Genomic DNA, 18,169 nt, shown 5'->3' with positions numbered 1-18,169 from the left:
GCCTCGATCAGGTAGCGAGCTTGCAACACGGCGGGATTGGCCCGCTTTTGCACCGGAGTAGGCTCGTTATAGCCCGCATCTTCGATGGCGCGGACTAAAGCCTCGGAGAGACCGAGGGAAGCAAAGGACATGAGTAATCCTGTTTTAGTTAGGGCTTGGCCCAATGGGAGTCTTGCCTGGCGCGAATCACGTTTAAGAGGACGCAATCCCGTCCGGTCCTGCTGCGGTTCCGAAGGCACGTCTGGAGTGCTCGCGCGGGCTGGGAAGCTGCGCTGTAGCGGGTCGAGAGGCCTTTTACGGTTCCGGGCGTCCGGGCGTGAGCCTGGCGGGAACGCCGGAGTATAACAGAGCAATCACTGCGCGCTGCTTTCCTGCTGCTCAACGGTTTTGCGGCTGGCCGAGGCATTGCCCAGCGGCGCGACATCGGACGGGGCCGCGCCATAGCGCGCGCTTAGCTCGGCGTAGGCCGGTTCGCGCTTGAAACGCTTGAGCTCGGCACCGAAACGCTGCACCAGTAAATCCATGCCAGCATTGCGCCGAACCGCCAAAAACTGGCTCTGGCGGCTAATCACGGTCGGGTTTTCAGTGATTTGATTGCGGATATCCAGTTCATCGAGCAAGTGCTGACCGACGCGGCGATCGGTGATCAGCAAGTCGATACGACCACGCACCAGTTTGCCGAAGTTGGCCTCGTGGGTCGGCGCCGGTTCGCGGGTAAACAGGGTCGAATTGCTGAAATCGGGGCTGTATAGATAGCCCGGCGAGGTGCCGATGGTCAGGCCTTTGAGTTCTTCGAGTTTGCTGAACGGATGCGGTCGATCGTTGGCGTAGAACATCACGAACTCGACGTCCGACAACGGTTCGCTCGGGTAGAGCAGGGTGGCGTCGCGCTCATCGCTGTGAAAGATATCCAGCGCACCGTCGGCCTGACCGGTTTCGAGCATCGACAGGCAACGCTTCCATGGCAGGAACTGCCATTCGACTTCGATGCCCAGCCGTTTGAAGACAATGGCGGTGGTTTCGTAGTCGAGCCCGAGGTTTTTGCCGTTCTCTTCGTAGACGTAAGGCGCCCACGGCTCGGTGACAATACGCAACTTCTCGCCTCGAGCAGCGAAGCTCAGGCAAGCAAAAACCAGCACGGCGAATAACTGTGTGATCAAGGGCATGGCTTGAGATTACGACGAGAAACGCGAAAGAGCCAGAAGGTGGCAGCAGAAGCTCTGTTTCGGGGCTTTAAAAGCAAAAGATCGCAGCCTGCGGCAGCTCCTACACGGGATACGAAATCTCAATGTAGGAGCTGCCGAAGGCTGCGATCTTTTGATCTTGCTTGTCGCTTTCAGCTTGAAGCTTGCAGCTGCTTCAACGAGGCAACTTCAAATTATTCCAGATCGCCAGACTCGGTTCAGCCTGGTTCATGGAATAGAAGTGCAGCCCCGGTGCGCCGCCCTGCAACAGGCGTTCGCACATCTCGCTGACGACTTGCTCGCCAAAGCGCTGAATGCTTTGCGTGTCATCGCCGTAGGCTTCCAGTTGCTTGCGGATCCAGCGCGGGATTTCCGCACCGCAGGCATCGGAGAAGCGTGCGAGTTTGCTGTAGTTGGTGATCGGCATGATCCCCGGGACGATCGGCAGATCCACACCCTGTGCCTGCAAACGGTCGACAAAGTAGAAGTAGCTGTCGGCGTTGAAGAAGTACTGGGTGATCGCGCTGTCGGCGCCAGCCTTGGCTTTGCGCACGAAGTTGGCCAGATCGTCTTCGTAGTTGCGCGCTTGCGGATGCATCTCCGGGTAAGCGGCGACTTCGATGTGGAAATGATCGCCGGTTTCTTCACGAATGAATTCAACCAGTTCATTGGCGTGACGCAGCTCACCGCTGGTCATGCCCATGCCGGACGGCAGGTCACCGCGCAGGGCAACGATGCGCTTGATGCCGGCAGCCTTGTACTCGTTCAGCAGGCCGCGCAGGTCGTCCTTGCTGTCGCCGACGCACGACAGGTGCGGTGCGGCCGGTACTTTGACTTCGCTTTCCAGTTGCAGAACGGTGTTGAGGGTGCGATCACGGGTCGAACCACCAGCGCCATAGGTGCAGGAAAAGAAATCAGGGTTGTAAGTGGCCAACTGACGGGCAGTGGCGAGCAGTTTTTCATGCCCAGCATCGGTCTTGGTCGGGAAGAACTCAAAGCTGTAGCGACGGTCTTGGGACATGGAGGAAACCTCCAGCTACAAGCTGCAAGCTTCAAGCTGCAAGAGCAGCGGAGGTGCGCTGATCTCTTGTGCCAGTAGCCTGTAGCCTGACGCTGTTTTGAAATGATGGCAGAGCCTCAGGCTTCGCACGGCAAGTCCGGCTTTTGACCTTACTTGCCGCTTGAAGCTAGAAGCTCGCAGCTGCTCTTGTCTTAGTAGCGGTAAGCGTGCGGCTTGAACGGGCCTTCGACGGTCACGCCGATGTAGTCAGCCTGTTGCTTGGTCAGTTGGGTGACCACGCCGCCGAAGCCGCGAACCATTTCCAGGGCCACTTCTTCGTCGACTAGCTTCGGCAGTACCTCCACGGTCAGGCGCTCGGCTTTCTGGGCTGGCGACAGGTCGGCGTACTTCTGGTCGAACAGGAAGATCTGCGCCAGAACCTGGTTGGCGAACGAACCGTCCATGATGCGGCTTGGGTGGCCAGTGGCGTTACCCAGGTTTACCAGACGGCCTTCGGCCAGCAGGATCAGGTAGTCGTCGTTCTGCGCGTCGAAGGCGCCCGGGCCGGTACGGTGGATCTTGTGTACCTGTGGCTTCACTTCTTCCCATGCCCAGTTCTTGCGCATGAAAGCGGTGTCGATTTCGTTGTCGAAGTGACCGATGTTGCAGACAACGGCGCGCTTCTTCAGAGCTTTGAGCATGTTCGAGTCGCAGACATTGACGTTACCGGTGGTGGTCACGATCAGGTCGATCTTGCCCAGCAGCGCTTTGTCGATGCTGGCTTCGGAACCGTCGTTGATACCGTCGATGAACGGCGACACCAGTTCGAAACCGTCCATGCACGCTTGCATGGCGCAGATCGGGTCAACTTCGGAAACCTTGACGATCATGCCTTCCTGACGCAGGGACTGCGCGGAGCCCTTGCCCACGTCACCGTAACCGATGACCAGCGCTTGCTTGCCGGACAGCAGGTGGTCGGTACCGCGCTTGATCGCATCGTTCAGGCTGTGACGGCAGCCGTACTTGTTGTCGTTCTTGGACTTGGTCACCGAGTCGTTGACGTTGATGGCCGGGATGCGCAGTTCGCCCTTGGCCAGCATGTCCAGCAGACGGTGTACGCCGGTGGTGGTTTCTTCGGTCACGCCGTGTACGCGATCCAGTACTTGTGGGTACTTGTCGTGCAGCAACTGAGTCAGGTCGCCGCCGTCGTCGAGGATCATGTTGGCGTCCCATGGCGCGCCATCCTTGAGGATGGTTTGTTCCAGGCACCACTCGTACTCTTCTTCAGTTTCGCCTTTCCAGGCGAAAACCGGGATGCCGGCAGCAGCGATAGCGGCAGCAGCCTGATCCTGAGTCGAGAAAATGTTGCACGACGACCAGCGCACTTCGGCACCCAGGGCAACCAGGGTTTCGATCAGCACGGCAGTCTGAATGGTCATGTGGATGCAGCCGAGGATCTTGGCGCCTTTCAACGGCTGTTCGCCGGAGTACTTGCGACGCAGACCCATCAGAGCCGGCATTTCCGATTCGGCGATGATGGTTTCGCGACGGCCCCAGGCAGCCAGGGACATGTCGGCAACTTTGTAATCGTTAAAATCTGCAGGCGTGATAACAGCGCTCATGAAGAGCCTCCATTCGTAATGTATGCGAATGGGCGCCGTTGTGCGTTTAGTGTCCAGCCTCAGGCCGGTCAACGCCCCATCCGAGCCTGACAGGTTGAACCTGCTGCAGCGCCCCTCGGACAGGTGGCGGGAAAACGGTATCAAGTGAAGATGACCGTTTTGAAACGGTGGCGATTATAGCCGTCTAGACTGATCTTCCAAAGGGTTTCTGTCGGCCAAATGAAGATCGCTAATGGCGACCATAGTCGAAGCCGCATGGAGCATGACCGCTCAGTCTGCCAAGATACCGCCCATCGTTCGGCAAGACACTCAGGAGTGAAGATGAATTTCCACACCCGCAAATGGGTAAAACCCGAAGACCTCAACCCCAACGGCACCCTGTTCGGTGGCAGCCTGTTGCGCTGGATCGACGAAGAAGCGGCGATTTACGCGATCGTGCAGTTGGGCAATCAGCGCGTGGTGACCAAGTACATTTCCGAAATCAACTTTGTCAGCGCCTCGCGCCAGGGCGACATCATCGAACTGGGCATCACCGCCACCGAGTTCGGCCGCACCTCGATCACCCTGACCTGCGAAGTGCGCAACAAGATCACCCGCAAGAGCATTCTCACCGTTGAGAAGATGGTTTTCGTGAACCTCGGCGAAGACGGCTTGCCGGCACCGCACGGCCGCACTGAAATCAAATATGTGAAAGACCAGTTTCAGGAAGATGAGTTAGTCACCAAATAACGCGACCCCTGTAGGAGCTGCCGCAGGCTGCGATCTTTTGATCTTGTTTCTAAAAAATCAAAATCAAAAGATCGCAGCCTTCGGCAGCTCCTACATGTCCGACGCAGGATTTGCGTGGCACCTACAGAACGTATTCCAAGCCGCGAGGGTCGTAGCTAAACACCACCCCCACGGTTCCCACGCCATGACCACCCCTACCGACGGCAAGACCCCCGATCTCTCGGCCAAAGAACAGCACGAAGTCGAGAAAAACCAGCCGCCCCGCGCGGCCGTTCTGCATGAAATCATCCGCTCGCAAGGCGATCAGGAACTGGAGCGCAGCATCGCCGCACTCTGGTGGTCGGCGCTGGCGGCCGGGTTGACCATGGGCCTGTCGCTGATGGGCATGGGCCTGCTCAACTCGCGCCTGCCCGACGGTGACGAATTCAAAGTGATCGCCAGTTTCGGTTACTGCGCCGGTTTCCTCGCGGTGATCCTCGCCCGCCAGCAACTGTTCACCGAAAATACCCTGACCGCCGTGCTGCCGGTCATGACCAAACCGACCCTTCAAAACTTCGGCCGGCTGATCCGCCTGTGGACGGTGGTGCTGGTCGGCAACCTCTGCGGCACGATTCTGGTGGCGTACGTGATGCTCGAACTGCCGATCTTCGACACCAAGACCGATCACGCTTTCCTCGAAATTGGCCGCAAGGTCATGGAAAACCACGCCAGCCAAATGTTCGCCAAAGGCATCGTGTCCGGCTGGATGATCGCCACCATGGTCTGGATGATCCCGTCCATGGAGAGCGCGAAGATGTGGATCATCATCCTCATCACCTACCTGATGGCGCTCGGCGACTTCACCCACATCGTCGTCGGTTCGGCGGAGGTTTCGTACCTGGTGTTTGCCGGCGAGTTGCCGTGGAGTGATTTCTGGATGGTCTTCGCCGGGCCGACGCTGGCGGGGAATATCATCGGTGGCAGTTTCATCTTCGCGTTGATCAGCCACGCGCAGATTCGCAGTGAGAGCGGGACGCCGAAATCCAGCGGCCCTGATGAGGATCAAGGCGAGTCGAAGAAGGATTCCGAGCGATGAGGCGTGGTCGTTGAAAGTGCCGCGCACAAAGCGCTGATCATGTTTGGCCGATCGGTCTGGGCCGGGCTGATCAGCGCGATCTCGCGGTCATAGCGATCATTGCCAATCTGGCTCACTGCGCATTGATGGCCCCATTGCTCAAAACCGGACCAATAGGGCACGAGGCTCACGCCCATGCCGCCCGTGACGAGCATGGCAATGGTCTCCAGCGCGTCCAGATCGACCATCGGTGTCGGCTTCAATCCTTGATCCGCCAGATATTGCTCGGCATAGCGGCCGCCCCAGGCGTCCGGGTCGTAGCGGATGTAAGGCTGGCTTATGAGTTGCGCAGGGATGCTGATCGAGGACTTTTCTTTCGACAGAAACACCAGCGGTTCCTTGCGCAGGGACACCGCTTGCAGGGCTTTGGGCAATTCGAACGGCGGAGCGACGAGGATCGCCGCGTCCACTTCGCCTGAAAGAAGTGCCTGATACAGCGATCGCGATGTTCCCGGCACGATCACCGGGGTCAAACCCGGCGCCGACACGGTCAGTGCGCGCAATGCTTCCGGCATCAGCCCGGTCAGAACCGTGGAAATCGCGCCGATTCGCAACTGTCCGGTCAGCCCCGCGCCGTCAGCGTCTCCCGCCAATAAGGCCACTTCACGAACGACACGTCTGGCTCTGGGCAACAGACCGAGACAGGCCTGACTCGGCTTGGCGGCATGCCCGACGCGGGATAACAGCTCAAAACCGAGCTGCCGTTCGAGCGCGAGAATGCGCTGACTGATTGCGGCGGCCGTCAGTCCCTCAATTCGTGCAGCATGGGCGATCGAGCCGCATTCGACGACGGTGATCAGGCTCTTTAAATATCGCGTATCCATAAGAAATGCTTTCGATGGCAGTAAGAATTACAGGCTATCTCTTTTGATCGAAACCGCACAGTCTTCAAGCATTCCGCTGTTTCCATCGTCCGGTGATCGTCAGGAGTTCTCTATGCAGTCGATTTTTCATCTCGCTATGCACGTCCGCGATTTGCAGGTTTCCCGCGATTTTTATGGAGGTTTGCTGGGGTGTAAAGAAGGTCGCAGCACCGAGACGTGGGTCGATTTCGATTTTTTCGGCCATCAATTGTCGTTGCACTTGGGCGAACCCTTTGCGGTCAGCAACACCGGGAAAGTCGGCGAGCATGACGTGCCGATGCCCCATCTCGGCGTGATCCTCGAGATGTCGGACTGGGTTGCGTTGAAGGAGCGCTTGATCGAAGGCCAGGTGCAATTTGTGCTTCATCCGCACATTCGTTTTCCCGGAGAGCCCGGTGAGCAAGCCACGATGTTTTTTCTGGATCCTGCCGGAAATCCGATTGAGATAAAGGGCTTCACTGACTTACAGGGTGTTTATGCACAATTTTGATCAGGCTGATGCCACCGCCATTGCCGAAAGCGTGCGCTCCGCTGTTGTGAATGCGGAGACCGTTGCCGAGCATTTTCTTGAATGCGTCGATACGCGCGAGCCCATCATAAAAGCGTTTGTTTCGTTCGACCCGGACAGAGTTCGCAGCCAGGCTCAGCACCTGAAAAGCAGCGAGATTAAAGGCTTGCTGGCGGGTGTGCCGGTGGGGGTCAAGGACATCTATGACACCTTGGATCATCCGACCCGTTTCTACTCGCCGATCTATGAGGACAATCGTCCTTCGCGTGATGCCCATGTCGTCGCACTGCTGCGCCAGGCCGGGGCGGTGATCATGGGCAAGACCCACACCACCGAATTCGCTTACATGCACACCGGGCCAACTCGCAATCCGCATGATCTCGACAGAACGCCCGGAAGCTCCAGTGCCGGCTCGGCAGCGGGGATGGCGGCCGGTTTTTTTCCGCTCGCGTTGGGCACGCAGACCGCCGGGTCGTTGATCAAGCCGGCATCCTATTGCGGCCTGTATGCCTTCAAGCCCTCGTATGGATTGGTTTCGCTGGAGGGCGTCAAACCCTTAGCGCCGAGTTTCGACACGGTGGGTTGGTATGGCCGCTCGGTGCGCGATCTCGAGGTGATGGCGCAAGTCTTGATCCCCGGTCTCCCGACGCTTGCTCATGAACAGAGCGTTTGCACGTTCGGCTTCTGTCGTACGGCGCGTTGGGATCAGGTTGATGAAGAGGTAGCCACAGCACTGGAAGCCGCGGTTGAGGATTTGCGAATGGCGGGCCATCAAGTCATTGAGGTGGTGCTGCCTGAGGCGTTTGCGTCGGTATTCGATGATCATCTGTTGATCAACGATTGCGAGGGCGCCCGCTCACTGGCCAAAGAGCTGCAAGCGCCCCCTGACCAACTCAGTGAGGAATTACTGGCGATGATCGAGCGCGCCCGTCTGACGACGTGGGCGCAAGAGTCAGCGGCGAAGAAGCGCCTGGCAACGTTAGCCGCGGTGTTGGAGCCGATATTCCAACCGTTTGACGCCGTGCTGGGTGCGAGCTGCGGTATCGTCGCGCCGTTGGGGCTTGGCGCGACGGGGCCTTCCGATTTCAGCAAGTTCTGGATGGCGTTTGGCTTACCGCAAATCAACCTTCCTCTCGTCCGCAAGACCGGGGCGTTGCCCATTGGCCTGCAAATGATTGGCGCGTTCAGAGCCGACAGTCATCTGTTACACGCTGCCGGGCAGGTTGAGGCAGTGCTGAGCACTGCCCGCGAGACGGCGCCACAGTGATGCGTCAGTGCGCAGATTCAGTCGCCGCTTTCGGCTCATTGCGCGTCGCATGCTTGACCAGTTTGCCGATGGTCAGGCCCTGCAGCAGGATCGACGACAGCACCACGATGTAGGTGATGCTCAGCAGCAAATCGCGCTCCGGCCCCAGCGGCAGGGCCAGCGCCAGTGCCACCGAAACACCGCCGCGCAAACCACCCCAGGTCAGAATGCGGATGGTGCCGGCGGGCACTGTGCGCCAGCGCCGTAGCAGCAGAATCGCCGGAGCGACGGTGAGCAGACGCGACAACAGAATCGCCACCGCCAACACACCGGCCGCGGCCATGTGCAACCAGTTGAACGGCAGCAGCAACAGCTCCATGCCGATCAGCGCGAACAGCAGCGCGTTGAGCATGTCATCGAGCAATTCCCAGAAACCGTCGAGGTAACGACGAGTCATTTCGTTCATCGCCAGATTGCGCCCGACGTTGCCGATGATCAGACCGGCGACCACCATCGCGATCGGCGCTGACACATGAATCTCGGTGGCCATCGCCGAACCGCCGATGACCAGCGCCAGCGTCAGCATCACGGTGATCTGGTGCTGCTCGATGCTTTTGATCATCCGATAGACCAGGTAACCGATCAGCCCGCCGAACAGCACACCGCCAATCGCTTCGTGAACGAACAGCATGGCCGTGGCGCTGACGGTCGGGGTTTCGCCGAGTTGGGCGATGCCGAGCAACACGGTGAACACCACAACCGCCGTGCCGTCGTTGAACAGCGACTCGCCGACGATGGTGGTTTTCAGTGGTTTCGAGGCGTTGGCGGTACGCAACACGCCGAGCACCGCGATCGGGTCGGTCGGCGAAATCAGTGCGCCGAACAGCAGGCAGTAAAGAAAACTCACGTGCCAGCCGAACAGGGCAAAGATGTAAAAGGCGAGGCTGCCGATCACCGTGGTGGCGATCAACACACCGAAGGTCGCCAGCAGGCCAATCGGCCAGCGGTAGCTGCGCAAGTCGTTGAGGTTGACGTGCAAGGCACCGGCGAACAGCAGGAACGAGAGCATCCAGTTCATCAGCAGATCGCCGAAGTCGATCTGGCCGATCAGTTGCTGCACGCGTTCTTCGAGACCGGGATAGCCGAGTACGCTCAGGCCCTGGAGGATCAGCGAGAACAGCAGCGCGGTGACCATCACGCCGATGGTCGGCGGCAGTCCGATGAAGCGGAAGTTGACGAAGGTGAGGAGGGTGGTGAGGCAGATGAAAGCGGCGACAAGTTCAAGCATCCGGGGTCCTTTGGATGGAGGGGTTTTTGAGGTGCGGCCATGCTTGGGCGCAAGGGTTTGATGGGGTGACAGTGGCTGAAGGCACAAGCTTCCCTCACCCCAGCCCTCTCGCGGAGGGAGAGGGAGCCGATCTTGGTCGAGTTCAAATCCTGAGTTCGACTCGAAGTTTCAGGTCGGCGTAGCTCGACATTCACCTCGGTCAGTCCCCTCTCTCTCTGGGAGAGGGTCAGGGTGAGGGCTAGCCGGACACATTGACCGCAACCGCCCCCCGACGTTGCAGATAAATAAACAAAAGCGCCGTCAGCACCGTCAACACGCCGACCAACGCCCCCGTCCACGGCAGATCCGCCAGATCCGCACCGCTGGCCACCACCAGCCCGCCGATCCATGCACCCGCCGCGTTACCCAGATTGAAGGCGCTCTGGTTCAACGTCGAACCCAGATTCGGTGCTTCATGCGCCTGATCAATAATCAGCAACTGCAAAATCGGGCACAGCGCAAAAGCAAAAATCCCCCACAGCACCAGCGTGATTGCGGCGGGTACCACCGAACGGCTGGTCTGACTGAACGCCGCCAGAATCACCACAACCGCCAATGCCACGCCGACCAGTGAAGGCAGCAAACGGCTATCGGCCAGACGTCCACCGAGCATGCTGCCGCCGGTCAAACCCACGCCGAACAACAGCAACATCACGGTCACGCCGTGCGGGCTGACGCCGGTGATGTCCTGCAGGATCGGCGCGATGTAGGTGAACACGCTGAACAGACTGGTCGAGGCCAGCACACTCATGCCCAGTGCCAACAGCACGTTGACCTTGCCCAGCACTTTGAACTCGCTGGCGAGGTTGGCCTTGTCCATCGGGATGTGTTTCGGCAGCCAGAACCACTGCGCGAGGGCGGCAATGACGCCGATCACCGACACCGCCCAGAACGTCGAACGCCACCCGGCGTACTGGCCGAGCGCTGTGCCCAATGGCACGCCGAGGACGTTGGCCAAAGTCAGGCCGGTGAACATCATCGCAATTGCTTGCGCACGTTTGTTCGGCGCAACGAGCCCGGCGGCGACCACCGAGCCAATGCCGAAAAACGCACCGTGGCACAGCGCCGTGACCACGCGTGCAGCCATCAGCGTCGCGTAGTTCGGGGCAAGGGCGCAGAGGATGTTGCCGAGGATGAACATCAGCGTCATGCCCAGCAGCGTCGCTTTGCGCGGCATGTTGGCGGTGCCGACCGCCAGGATCGGCGCGCCGAAAACCACGCCCAGCGCGTACCCGGTGATCAACAAACCAGCGTGGGGAATGCTCACGGCGAGGTCGCGGGCGACGTCGGGCAGCAGGCCCATGATGACGAATTCAGTGGTGCCGATGCCGAATGCGGCAACAGCGAGGGCAAGCAAAGCGAGTGGCATGCGCAAGGTCTCTGTCGGTAGTCTTGACGCTGTGATCAGGCGTACGCAGGCCATCGACCGTTCTCGAAGAGAGGCGGTGCAGGCGGGAATTATTGGAATTTTTCTGTGCGCAACTGAGTGCGGCGTGGTCGCTTGCAGTATAAACAGCTGCTGACACATCGCGAATCAATAATCTGACTATTCGAATTATCGATTTTCACTGTAGGAGCTGCCGCAGGCTGCGATCTTTTGATCTTGCTCTTAAAAATCAGGATCAAAAGATCGCAGCCTGCGGCAGCTCCTACACGGGAATTATAAAAATAAGGAGCAAGACGTGCTGGCGACAGCTTTGGTATTGATGGCGGCGCTGTTGCATGCGACGTGGAATACGTTGATCAAATTCAGCGCCGAGCGGCTGCTGGTGGTGGCGTGCATGGACACCGTGGCGCTGCTGGTCGTCGCCATCGCGTTTCCGTTTGTGAGCCTGCCGCCCATGGAAATCTGGCCATGGATTCTCGCTTCGGCAGCGTTTGAACTGCTCTATCGCTATTTGTTGATTCAGGCGTATCGGGTGGGCGATCTGGGGCTGGTCTATCCACTGATGCGCGGACTGTCGCCGCTGGTGGTGCTGGCGCTGACCCTGATCTTCGCCGGTGAGGTGCTCACCACCCAGCAGATCTTCGGGATCATGCTGATTCCGGTGGGCATGGCCTGCCTGCTTTGGCAGGGCGGTGGAGGCAAGCACTTGCCGTGGTCGATGCTGCCCGTGGTGGCGCTGATCGGCTTGTGCATCGGTTGCTACACCTATATCGATGGCCAGGCGCTGCGGCGCTGGTCGCATCCGCTGGATTATCTGGTCTGGGTCACGCTGCTCAGCGCCTGGCCGTTTCCGTTGCTGGCGTGGGTCGCCAAGCGTCCGGCGTTCATGCTGTTCTGGCGCGAGCAATGGAAGCTCGGTCTGGCGGTGGGCTTCTGCGTGTTGGCCAGCTACGCTCTGGTGCTGTGGGCAATGCAATTGGGCTCGATTGCCGAAGCGGCGGCGTTGCGTGAGATCAGCGTGATCCTGGTGGTGTTGTTCGGTATGCGCTACCTCAAAGAACCTTTCGGCCGACCGCGGCTCTTAGCCTGTGGGCTGGTGCTGATTGGCATGCTGATCATGAAGTTCTGACAGCCCGCGAATTCTATAACTCGAAAAAAGGACGGCGTTATGACGGTGGCTCTGTGGTGTGTGTTGATCGCGATATTTTTGCCGTATGTCTGCACCGGTGTGGCCAAGGCTGTTGGCGGCTATCGGCTGAGTGACAATCATGATCCGCGCGACTTTCTCGAAAGCCTGAATGGTGTGGCTCGGCGGGCGCATGCGGCGCAATTGAACAGCTTTGAAGTGATGCCGGCGTTTGCCGCGGCGGTGCTCGTCGCGCATCTGGTGGGGACTGCGCAGTTGGTGACAGTGAATGTGCTGGCGGTGATGTTTATCACCAGTCGCCTGCTGTACATCATTTGCTATCTGGCCGACTGGGCGATCTTGCGCTCGCTGGTGTGGTTTGTGGGGATGGGGTTGATTGCTTCGTTCTTCTTTGTATCGGTTTAGTTAAAGCAAGATCAAAAGATCGTCCGAACGCGGCCCGAGCCTGCGGCAGCTCCTACACAGGTTATGTGTTTAGCCCTGTAGGAGCTGCCGCAGGCTGCGATCTTTTGCTTTTAAGGTTTGTCAGCCACCTGCGGCACTTGCGGCAGCGGCGCGCCTTTTGGCCAGAGCATCCAGATTTGCCCCTGCTGTTTCATGTCCCCGGCCAGTTGCCCGGCCGCATCGCCTGTGCCCCAGAACAAATCCGCACGCACCTCGCCAGCAATCGCGCCGCCGGTATCCTGCGCGGCGACCGGGCGAACCAGTGCGGTGCCATCCGGGCGTGTGGTCGACAGCCACAACAGACTGCCCAACGGAATCACCTTGCGATCCACCGCCGCGCTATAGCCAGCCGTTAGCGGTACGTTCAGCGAACCGCGCGGGCCTTCGTTGCTGTCCGGGTTACGGGTGAAGAACACATAGCTCGGGTTGCTGCCCAGCAATTCCGGGATGCGCGCCGGGTTGGCCTTGGCCCAATTGCTGATCGCGCTCATGGTCACGTCTTCTTTCTTCAACTCGCCTTGCTCGACCAGCCAACGACCAATCGGTCGGTACGGATGACCGTTCTGATCGGCGTAAGCAATGCGCAGCTGTTTGCCGTCCTGAGTCTGGATGCGCCCGGAACCCTGGATTTGCAGGAATTGCAGGTTCATCGGATCGGTGAGATAGGCCACCACGGGGGCTTTCACACCTTTGGCTTCGATGGTCGCGGCGTCGTCGTAAGGTTTGAGCACGCGACCTTCGAGACGACCGCGCAGGCGTTTACCCTTCAATTCCGGATAGATGCTGTCGAGCGAGACGATGATCATGTCTTCGGGCACGCCGTACACCGGGACATTTGCCACGTCGGTCGGGGTCAGGCTGCCGGGGTAGACCGGTTCGTAGTAACCGGTGATCAAGCCGTTGGGGTTGTCGTTTTCAGCGCGCAGGCCGAAGACATCGAGGTTCTGTTTGAGAAAGGCGCGAATCTCGTCGGCGCTCTGCGGCACAGTGGCCGCTGCTGCGCAGGTCGGGCCCCAGACCGTATCAGCCTTGAGTCGGGTGCAGGCGCTGCGCCACGAGCCAAAACCGGCGACCAAATCGCTGTCGGACACAACCGGCAGTGCTTCCCACTTGGCGCTGGAGTAAGTGGCCAGTGCGTGGGTTTTCGGCTTGGCAGTCTCACCACCGGTGCAGCCGGCGAGGATCGCCAGCAGCGGAAGGGTTGCGATCAGTGGGTGACGCCAGGCCTTGAAGCGGCTGTTCATGGAGTAATTCCTGTGCCGGTCGCCCGAATGCTCCATGCGTTCAGACAACCCTTAATTTTAATAGGGCTATTGGTGTTTGTCGGTGACGCGGGGATACTGGCCGCCGATTCCGTGACCTGAAGCCACCATGACTCTTAAAAGACTTTCTGTTGTATTGCTGGCCTGTCTGACCTTGTCCGCCTGCGGCGGTGTCGATCCGAACTCTCCACTGGGTCAACGCAAGGCAATCTTCAAACAAATGCTCAAAACCGGCGAAGACCTCGGTGGCATGTTGCGCGGACGCATTCCGTTCGACGGGCCGAAATTCGCCGAAGGCGCGGTCAAACTCGATGCGCTGTCCCATGAACCGTGGAAGCATTTCCCGCAGGTGCGCGAAGAAGATCACACCAGCGCCAAGGACGATGTCTGGCAAAAACAGGCGCAGTTTCAGGACATGGCCCGCAAGCTGGAAGCGGCCACCGGTGAATTGGTGGTCGCCAGTCAGGTTCAGCCGTATAAGGCCAGCAACCTCGGGCCTGCGGTGCAGAAGGTTGAAGACGCCTGCAGCGCTTGCCATAAACAGTTTCGGGATCATTGATCTTCAAAACTGCTGAGTAACCCTGTGGCGAGGGGATTTATCCCCGTTGGGCTGCGAAGCAGCCCCAAAACCATACAGCCGAGTTTTTTCAGGCAGACCCGGCCTGCCGGATTTGCGACGGCTTCGCCGCCGAACGGGGATAAATCCCCTCGCCACAAGGCCATCAATTACTTATCGATTTCATCCAAGGCGTCTTGCAGTTCTTTGCGCGACTCGGCGAGTTTGTCTTTGCGCTTGTTGATCTTTTCCGGATCGCCTTTCTTCATCGCCTTGTCGAGATCAGCCTGGCGCTGGCTCACTTCGTGTTTGGCTTCGAGCACTTTGTTTTCGCGTTCTTTTTTCAGGCCAGCGTCGGTGCAGTTCTTGGTCACTTCATTCAGTGCAGTTTCCAGACCGGCCTGTTGATCGGCATTGCCACGGGATTTGGCTTGTTCGATCTGGTTCATGATGCCCTGCTTTTTAGCAGCGCAACCGGTCAGGCCCGGGGCATCTTCGTCGGCCATCACGGGGGCGGCCATTACGCCGCAAAGGGTCAGCAGGGCGAGCGGTGCGAGAAATTTCATAAAAGCTCCATGTGCAAAGGCAATCGGGTCGGTAGGGCACTGCGCTGTTGGAGCGCTTTGCCGGCCGTTGGGTTCCCGGCTTGCGGGGGTTGCGTGTTCAGAAACCGTCGATTGCGGCGGCCTGTAAGGTTTTACTCAGAGCCAGCACTTGCGGGTCGCGAAAGAATGCGCTCAATTGCGCCGCGCGTCCCGGGCCGATACCGGCTTCTGCCTGCCATTGTTCGGTGTCACGTTGTGCCAGCGCCTGCCACGAGTCAGGCAGTTGTGCCTGACCGGTTGGCGGCATGCCCAAAGCTTTCAGCCATTGAGCGAACGGCCGTTGGCGCGCGCTGTTAAAACTGTTGAGCAAACGCGCGCTGCTGCGCTCGCCGAAGCCGGTAATGTTAGCAAGCTCTGGCGCGTCGAGGGTTAACCAATCCAGCAGGTTGTTCACGCGGCGTGTTTCGAGAAGTTTCTCCCAAGTGCCGCGCCCGACATTCTGCATCGCCAATCCTTGCTTGCCACTGAGCCAGGTCAAGCGCGCAAGAAACTGGCTCTCGCAACCGGGGGTGGGTTGCCAGCAGCTCAGCGCGTGGAAGTCATCGGCGACGGGAATGTTCAGATCTGCGCGTTCGGTGGCGCGCAGCACAACGCTATCGAGCCGTGGAATCGTCAGGCCGGCGAGGCTGATTGCCACTTGATCGCCGGGGCGAATGTCCAGGTCTTGCCAGCGTTTGAATGAGCTGGCGCTGACCCGTTTGATTTCGCGGTCATCGAGCATGACGGGTTTGAGTTCGAGCACCGGCGTGATGCGCCCGGTGCGCCCGATCTTGAAATTGACCTTGCGTACTTCGGCCAGCGCTTGAGCAAAAGGATATTTCCAGGCAATTGCCCAATAAGGAGCGCGAGCCTGCCAGCGCTCGGCAGGTGGGCGTTGGCTTTGGCGCAGAACCACGCCATCAGTAGCAAAGGGTAGGGGCGAGCGATACCAGTGATCGCGCCATTTCTGCGCTGCAGCAAAATCGGTGACGGGATGGCTGTACGGTTCAATCGCTGCGAAACCCAGCGACGCCAACGTGGCGATTCGCTCGGGCAATTGCGCTGGGCCTTGGGGCCAGTCCCAAACGAACAATCCAACCCCGGAAGCTTGCTCGGCATCCAACGATTTTCGCCCCATCATGCCGGCGACGGTGGCGCGCGCGTTAATGCTGCCGGATCGAGCTTGCACGTGCTGGTTCAAGCGCCAGTAGAGTTCGCCCTGCACCAGCAAATCCAAGGGTTGTGACAGGCGTTGCGGGATGGCGTCGATTTTTTGTGCTGAGGCTGTCCAGTCCTGCCCGGTAATCCCGTCGCCACGGCTGATGGCTTGTTGCAAAACGCCCGCGCGATAAATCAGCGTCACGGCGACACCGTCGACTTTGGGTTGAATCCAGACATCCTTGCGATCATGTAGCCATGCACCCACGGCCTCATCTTTGTGGATTTTATCCAGACCGGTATGGGCGATAGGGTGCGCGACCGAGCCTGCGGCTGTGCGCAAGGGATCGGGCGGCGAGGGCAGGTTGAAACACGCCCGCCATTCGTTCAGTTGCGCAACGGATTGGTCGTAGAGTTCGTCGGCAATCAGTGAACGGCCTTCGCGGTGGTAGGCGTCGTCCCATTGGTTGATCTGTTTTTGCAGGGTGGTGATTTCGCGTTGGGCTTGGGACGCAGGCCAGTTCGGGCAGGCGTGGGCGCTGAGTGTTGCGGGCATCAGCAGGACAATAAATAACAGGCGCAGCGTGGCAAGCATCGTGAGCGTCCTTGCTCAAGGGGAATGCTTGAAGGTTAGGCGAAGATATTTACTCTGCCGGGTGGGTGTTTTACGGCTTGTTTCTGTGCAATGAAAAGAGCCCCTCACCCTAGCCCTCTCCCGGGGGGAGAGGGGACTGACCGAGTGGTTTGTTGGATATGCATCGACCTGAACGTTCTGAGTTGAACTACGGGTTTCAAGCACAAAAAAAAGCCCCGCACGGCGCGAACCGTGCGGGGCTTTTTGTGCCGCCGGGGAAAGTCTTACAGACCAGCAGCAGCGCGCAGGGCATCGGCGCGGTCGGTTTTTTCCCAGGTGAACGTGGTGAAGGTGTCTTCGCCAACGGTCTTGGTCTCTGGCGTGCGACCGAAGTGGCCGTACGCTGCAGTTTCCTGGTACATCGGGTGCAGCAGGTCGAGCATGGTGGTGATCGCGTATGGGCGCAGGTCGAACACTTCACGCACCAGTTTGACGATCTTGTCGTCGCTGATCTTGCCGGTGCCGAAGGTGTTCAGCGAGATCGAAGTAGGCTGAGCCACGCCGATCGCGTAGGAAACCTGAATCTCGCAACGCTCGGCCAGGCCGGCAGCGACGATGTTCTTGGCAACGTAACGGCCAGCGTACGCAGCCGAACGGTCAACCTTCGATGGATCTTTACCGGAGAACGCGCCGCCGCCGTGACGGGCCATGCCGCCGGAGCTGTCGACGATGATCTTGCGACCGGTCAGACCGCAGTCACCTACCGGGCCGCCAATGATGACCTGGGCGGTCGGGTTGATGTGGATCTGGGTGTGTTTGCTCAGCAGTTCGGCTGGCTGCACGTGCTTGACGATCAGCTCCATCACGCCTTCGCGCAGGTCTTTGTACGACACTTCAGGGTTGTGCTGGGTCGACAGAACAACCGCGTCGATACCGACAACCTTGCCGCCTTCGTAACGGCAAGTCACTTGCGACTTGGCGTCCGGGCGCAGCCAAGGCAGCAGACCCGATTTACGGGCTTCAGCCTGACGCTGCACCAACTGGTGCGAGAAGGTGATCGGTGCTGGCATCAAAACGTCGGTTTCGTTGCTGGCATAGCCGAACATCAGGCCCTGGTCGCCGGCGCCCTGATCTTCAGGCTTGGCACGGTCAACACCCTGGTTGATGTCTGGGGACTGCTTGCCGATGATGTTCATCACGCCGCAGGTCGCGCCGTCGAAGCCGACGTCGGAGCTGTCGTAGCCGATGTCGAGAATCACGTTACGCACGATCTCTTCCAGATCGACCCAGGCGCTGGTGGTCACTTCACCGGCAACGATGGCCACGCCAGTCTTGACCAGAGTTTCCACGGCAACGCGTGCGTGTTTGTCCTGGGTAATGATGGCGTCCAGCACCGCATCGGAAATCTGGTCGGCGATTTTGTCCGTATGTCCTTCTGACACGGACTCGTTTGTGAATAGGGAG

At 59.2% G+C, this 18,169-nt stretch carries 18 protein-coding genes and 1 riboswitch; of the genes, 7 read left to right on the top strand and 11 right to left on the bottom strand.

Translation table 11 applies throughout. From position 1 onward, the window contains the following. The 4 genes from ACIP66_RS26325 to ahcY all read right to left on the bottom strand — a co-directional run. On the bottom strand, positions 1-131 hold a 131-nt coding region (locus tag ACIP66_RS26325; protein WP_400652005.1), incomplete at its 3' end, for a hypothetical protein. Positions 132-353: 222 nt separating this feature from the next. After that, a complete protein-coding gene (locus ACIP66_RS26320; protein WP_400652002.1) occupies positions 354-1,166 on the bottom strand; it encodes a substrate-binding periplasmic protein in 813 nt (270 codons plus the stop codon). Between the two features lie 193 nt (positions 1,167-1,359). Beyond that, entirely contained in the window at positions 1,360-2,205 is an 846-nt protein-coding gene (gene metF, locus ACIP66_RS26315) for a methylenetetrahydrofolate reductase [NAD(P)H] (protein ID WP_053124662.1), read from the bottom strand. 191 nt (positions 2,206-2,396) lie between these two features. Further along, complete coding sequence (gene ahcY, locus ACIP66_RS26310; protein WP_400652000.1) at positions 2,397-3,806, bottom strand: adenosylhomocysteinase; 1,410 nt, start codon at positions 3,804-3,806, stop codon at positions 2,397-2,399. A 23-nt stretch (positions 3,807-3,829) separates the two neighbouring features. Beyond that, positions 3,830-3,929, bottom strand: a riboswitch (S-adenosyl-L-homocysteine riboswitch). A gap of 198 nt (positions 3,930-4,127) precedes the next feature. On the opposite strand from ahcY, the gene ACIP66_RS26305 reads away from it, so the two are divergent. Together ACIP66_RS26305 and ACIP66_RS26300 are read left to right on the top strand one after the other, a co-directional pair. Then, on the top strand, positions 4,128-4,535 hold the full coding sequence (locus ACIP66_RS26305; RefSeq protein WP_016984776.1) for an acyl-CoA thioesterase: 408 nt from the start codon (positions 4,128-4,130) through the stop codon (positions 4,533-4,535). A gap of 184 nt (positions 4,536-4,719) precedes the next feature. After that, entirely contained in the window at positions 4,720-5,610 is an 891-nt protein-coding gene (locus ACIP66_RS26300) for a formate/nitrite transporter family protein (protein WP_053124651.1), read from the top strand. On the opposite strand, the gene ACIP66_RS26295 is transcribed toward ACIP66_RS26300, so the two are convergent. Further along, complete coding sequence (locus tag ACIP66_RS26295; RefSeq protein ID WP_400651997.1) at positions 5,577-6,473, bottom strand: LysR substrate-binding domain-containing protein; 897 nt, start codon at positions 6,471-6,473, stop codon at positions 5,577-5,579. The genes ACIP66_RS26300 and ACIP66_RS26295 overlap by 34 nt on opposite strands. A gap of 112 nt (positions 6,474-6,585) precedes the next feature. Here ACIP66_RS26295 and ACIP66_RS26290 point away from each other — a divergent pair, with 112 nt between their 5' ends. Both ACIP66_RS26290 and ACIP66_RS26285 read left to right on the top strand, forming a co-directional pair. Further along, the gene (locus tag ACIP66_RS26290; protein WP_159811862.1) at positions 6,586-7,002 is read left to right on the top strand and encodes a VOC family protein; all 417 of its coding nucleotides are present in this window, start codon (positions 6,586-6,588) and stop codon (positions 7,000-7,002) included. Then, the gene (locus tag ACIP66_RS26285) at positions 6,989-8,287 is read left to right on the top strand and encodes an amidase (RefSeq protein WP_400651995.1); all 1,299 of its coding nucleotides are present in this window, start codon (positions 6,989-6,991) and stop codon (positions 8,285-8,287) included. The genes ACIP66_RS26290 and ACIP66_RS26285 overlap by 14 nt, the downstream gene beginning before the upstream one ends. A gap of 4 nt (positions 8,288-8,291) precedes the next feature. On the opposite strand, the gene ACIP66_RS26280 is transcribed toward ACIP66_RS26285, so the two are convergent. Together ACIP66_RS26280 and ACIP66_RS26275 are read right to left on the bottom strand one after the other, a co-directional pair. Then, a complete protein-coding gene (locus ACIP66_RS26280; RefSeq protein WP_159811860.1) occupies positions 8,292-9,554 on the bottom strand; it encodes a sodium:proton antiporter in 1,263 nt (420 codons plus the stop codon). Between the two features lie 238 nt (positions 9,555-9,792). After that, positions 9,793-10,962 carry an MFS transporter gene (locus tag ACIP66_RS26275; RefSeq protein WP_400651992.1) on the bottom strand — a complete coding sequence of 390 codons (1,170 nt, stop codon included), beginning with the start codon at positions 10,960-10,962 and terminating at the stop codon, positions 9,793-9,795. Between the two features lie 313 nt (positions 10,963-11,275). Between ACIP66_RS26275 and ACIP66_RS26270 the strand changes: the two genes are divergently transcribed. Together ACIP66_RS26270 and ACIP66_RS26265 are read left to right on the top strand one after the other, a co-directional pair. Continuing rightward, on the top strand, positions 11,276-12,109 hold the full coding sequence (locus ACIP66_RS26270) for an EamA family transporter (RefSeq protein ID WP_159811858.1): 834 nt from the start codon (positions 11,276-11,278) through the stop codon (positions 12,107-12,109). Between the two features lie 39 nt (positions 12,110-12,148). Beyond that, the gene (locus tag ACIP66_RS26265; protein ID WP_053124636.1) at positions 12,149-12,532 is read left to right on the top strand and encodes an MAPEG family protein; all 384 of its coding nucleotides are present in this window, start codon (positions 12,149-12,151) and stop codon (positions 12,530-12,532) included. Positions 12,533-12,642: 110 nt separating this feature from the next. Here ACIP66_RS26265 and ACIP66_RS26260 read toward each other — a convergent pair whose 3' ends face one another. Continuing rightward, entirely contained in the window at positions 12,643-13,815 is a 1,173-nt protein-coding gene (locus ACIP66_RS26260) for a murein transglycosylase A (RefSeq protein ID WP_400651990.1), read from the bottom strand. A 127-nt stretch (positions 13,816-13,942) separates the two neighbouring features. Here ACIP66_RS26260 and ACIP66_RS26255 point away from each other — a divergent pair, with 127 nt between their 5' ends. Next, positions 13,943-14,392, top strand: coding sequence for a cytochrome c (locus tag ACIP66_RS26255; protein ID WP_212550132.1), 450 nt, complete (start codon positions 13,943-13,945; stop codon positions 14,390-14,392). Between the two features lie 167 nt (positions 14,393-14,559). Here ACIP66_RS26255 and ACIP66_RS26250 read toward each other — a convergent pair whose 3' ends face one another. From ACIP66_RS26250 to metK, 3 genes are all read right to left on the bottom strand, one after another. After that, positions 14,560-14,955, bottom strand: a complete 396-nt coding sequence (locus ACIP66_RS26250) for a DUF1090 domain-containing protein (protein WP_159811855.1) — start codon at positions 14,953-14,955, stop codon at positions 14,560-14,562. A 97-nt stretch (positions 14,956-15,052) separates the two neighbouring features. After that, a complete protein-coding gene (ligB, locus tag ACIP66_RS26245) occupies positions 15,053-16,726 on the bottom strand; it encodes an NAD-dependent DNA ligase LigB (protein WP_400651987.1) in 1,674 nt (557 codons plus the stop codon). Positions 16,727-16,989: 263 nt separating this feature from the next. Then, on the bottom strand, positions 16,990-18,169 hold a 1,180-nt coding region (gene metK, locus ACIP66_RS26240; protein ID WP_400651985.1), incomplete at its 5' end, for a methionine adenosyltransferase.

Source organism: Pseudomonas sp. NPDC088429 (assembly GCF_044753305.1).
Taxonomy (GTDB): Bacteria; Pseudomonadota; Gammaproteobacteria; order Pseudomonadales; family Pseudomonadaceae; genus Aquipseudomonas; species Aquipseudomonas rustica.
This window is presented reverse-complemented; position numbering and strand designations above follow the sequence as displayed.

What these genes read in the sequence shown, in the direction of transcription:
- ligB (WP_400651987.1), bottom strand. Translation starts at nt 16,726, where the DNA reads ATGCTTGCCACGCTGCGCCTGTTATTTATTGTCCTGCTGATGCCCGCA.
- metF (WP_053124662.1), bottom strand. Translation starts at nt 2,205, where the DNA reads ATGTCCCAAGACCGTCGCTACAGCTTTGAGTTCTTCCCGACCAAGACC.
- ACIP66_RS26300 (WP_053124651.1), top strand. Translation starts at nt 4,720, where the DNA reads ATGACCACCCCTACCGACGGCAAGACCCCCGATCTCTCGGCCAAAGAA.
- ACIP66_RS26285 (WP_400651995.1), top strand. Translation starts at nt 6,989, where the DNA reads ATGCACAATTTTGATCAGGCTGATGCCACCGCCATTGCCGAAAGCGTG.
- ahcY (WP_400652000.1), bottom strand. Translation starts at nt 3,806, where the DNA reads ATGAGCGCTGTTATCACGCCTGCAGATTTTAACGATTACAAAGTTGCC.
- ACIP66_RS26275 (WP_400651992.1), bottom strand. Translation starts at nt 10,962, where the DNA reads ATGCCACTCGCTTTGCTTGCCCTCGCTGTTGCCGCATTCGGCATCGGC.
- ACIP66_RS26250 (WP_159811855.1), bottom strand. Translation starts at nt 14,955, where the DNA reads ATGAAATTTCTCGCACCGCTCGCCCTGCTGACCCTTTGCGGCGTAATG.
- ACIP66_RS26305 (WP_016984776.1), top strand. Translation starts at nt 4,128, where the DNA reads ATGAATTTCCACACCCGCAAATGGGTAAAACCCGAAGACCTCAACCCC.
- ACIP66_RS26265 (WP_053124636.1), top strand. Translation starts at nt 12,149, where the DNA reads ATGACGGTGGCTCTGTGGTGTGTGTTGATCGCGATATTTTTGCCGTAT.
- ACIP66_RS26260 (WP_400651990.1), bottom strand. Translation starts at nt 13,815, where the DNA reads ATGAACAGCCGCTTCAAGGCCTGGCGTCACCCACTGATCGCAACCCTT.
- ACIP66_RS26280 (WP_159811860.1), bottom strand. Translation starts at nt 9,554, where the DNA reads ATGCTTGAACTTGTCGCCGCTTTCATCTGCCTCACCACCCTCCTCACC.
- ACIP66_RS26255 (WP_212550132.1), top strand. Translation starts at nt 13,943, where the DNA reads ATGACTCTTAAAAGACTTTCTGTTGTATTGCTGGCCTGTCTGACCTTG.
- ACIP66_RS26320 (WP_400652002.1), bottom strand. Translation starts at nt 1,166, where the DNA reads ATGCCCTTGATCACACAGTTATTCGCCGTGCTGGTTTTTGCTTGCCTG.
- ACIP66_RS26290 (WP_159811862.1), top strand. Translation starts at nt 6,586, where the DNA reads ATGCAGTCGATTTTTCATCTCGCTATGCACGTCCGCGATTTGCAGGTT.
- ACIP66_RS26295 (WP_400651997.1), bottom strand. Translation starts at nt 6,473, where the DNA reads ATGGATACGCGATATTTAAAGAGCCTGATCACCGTCGTCGAATGCGGC.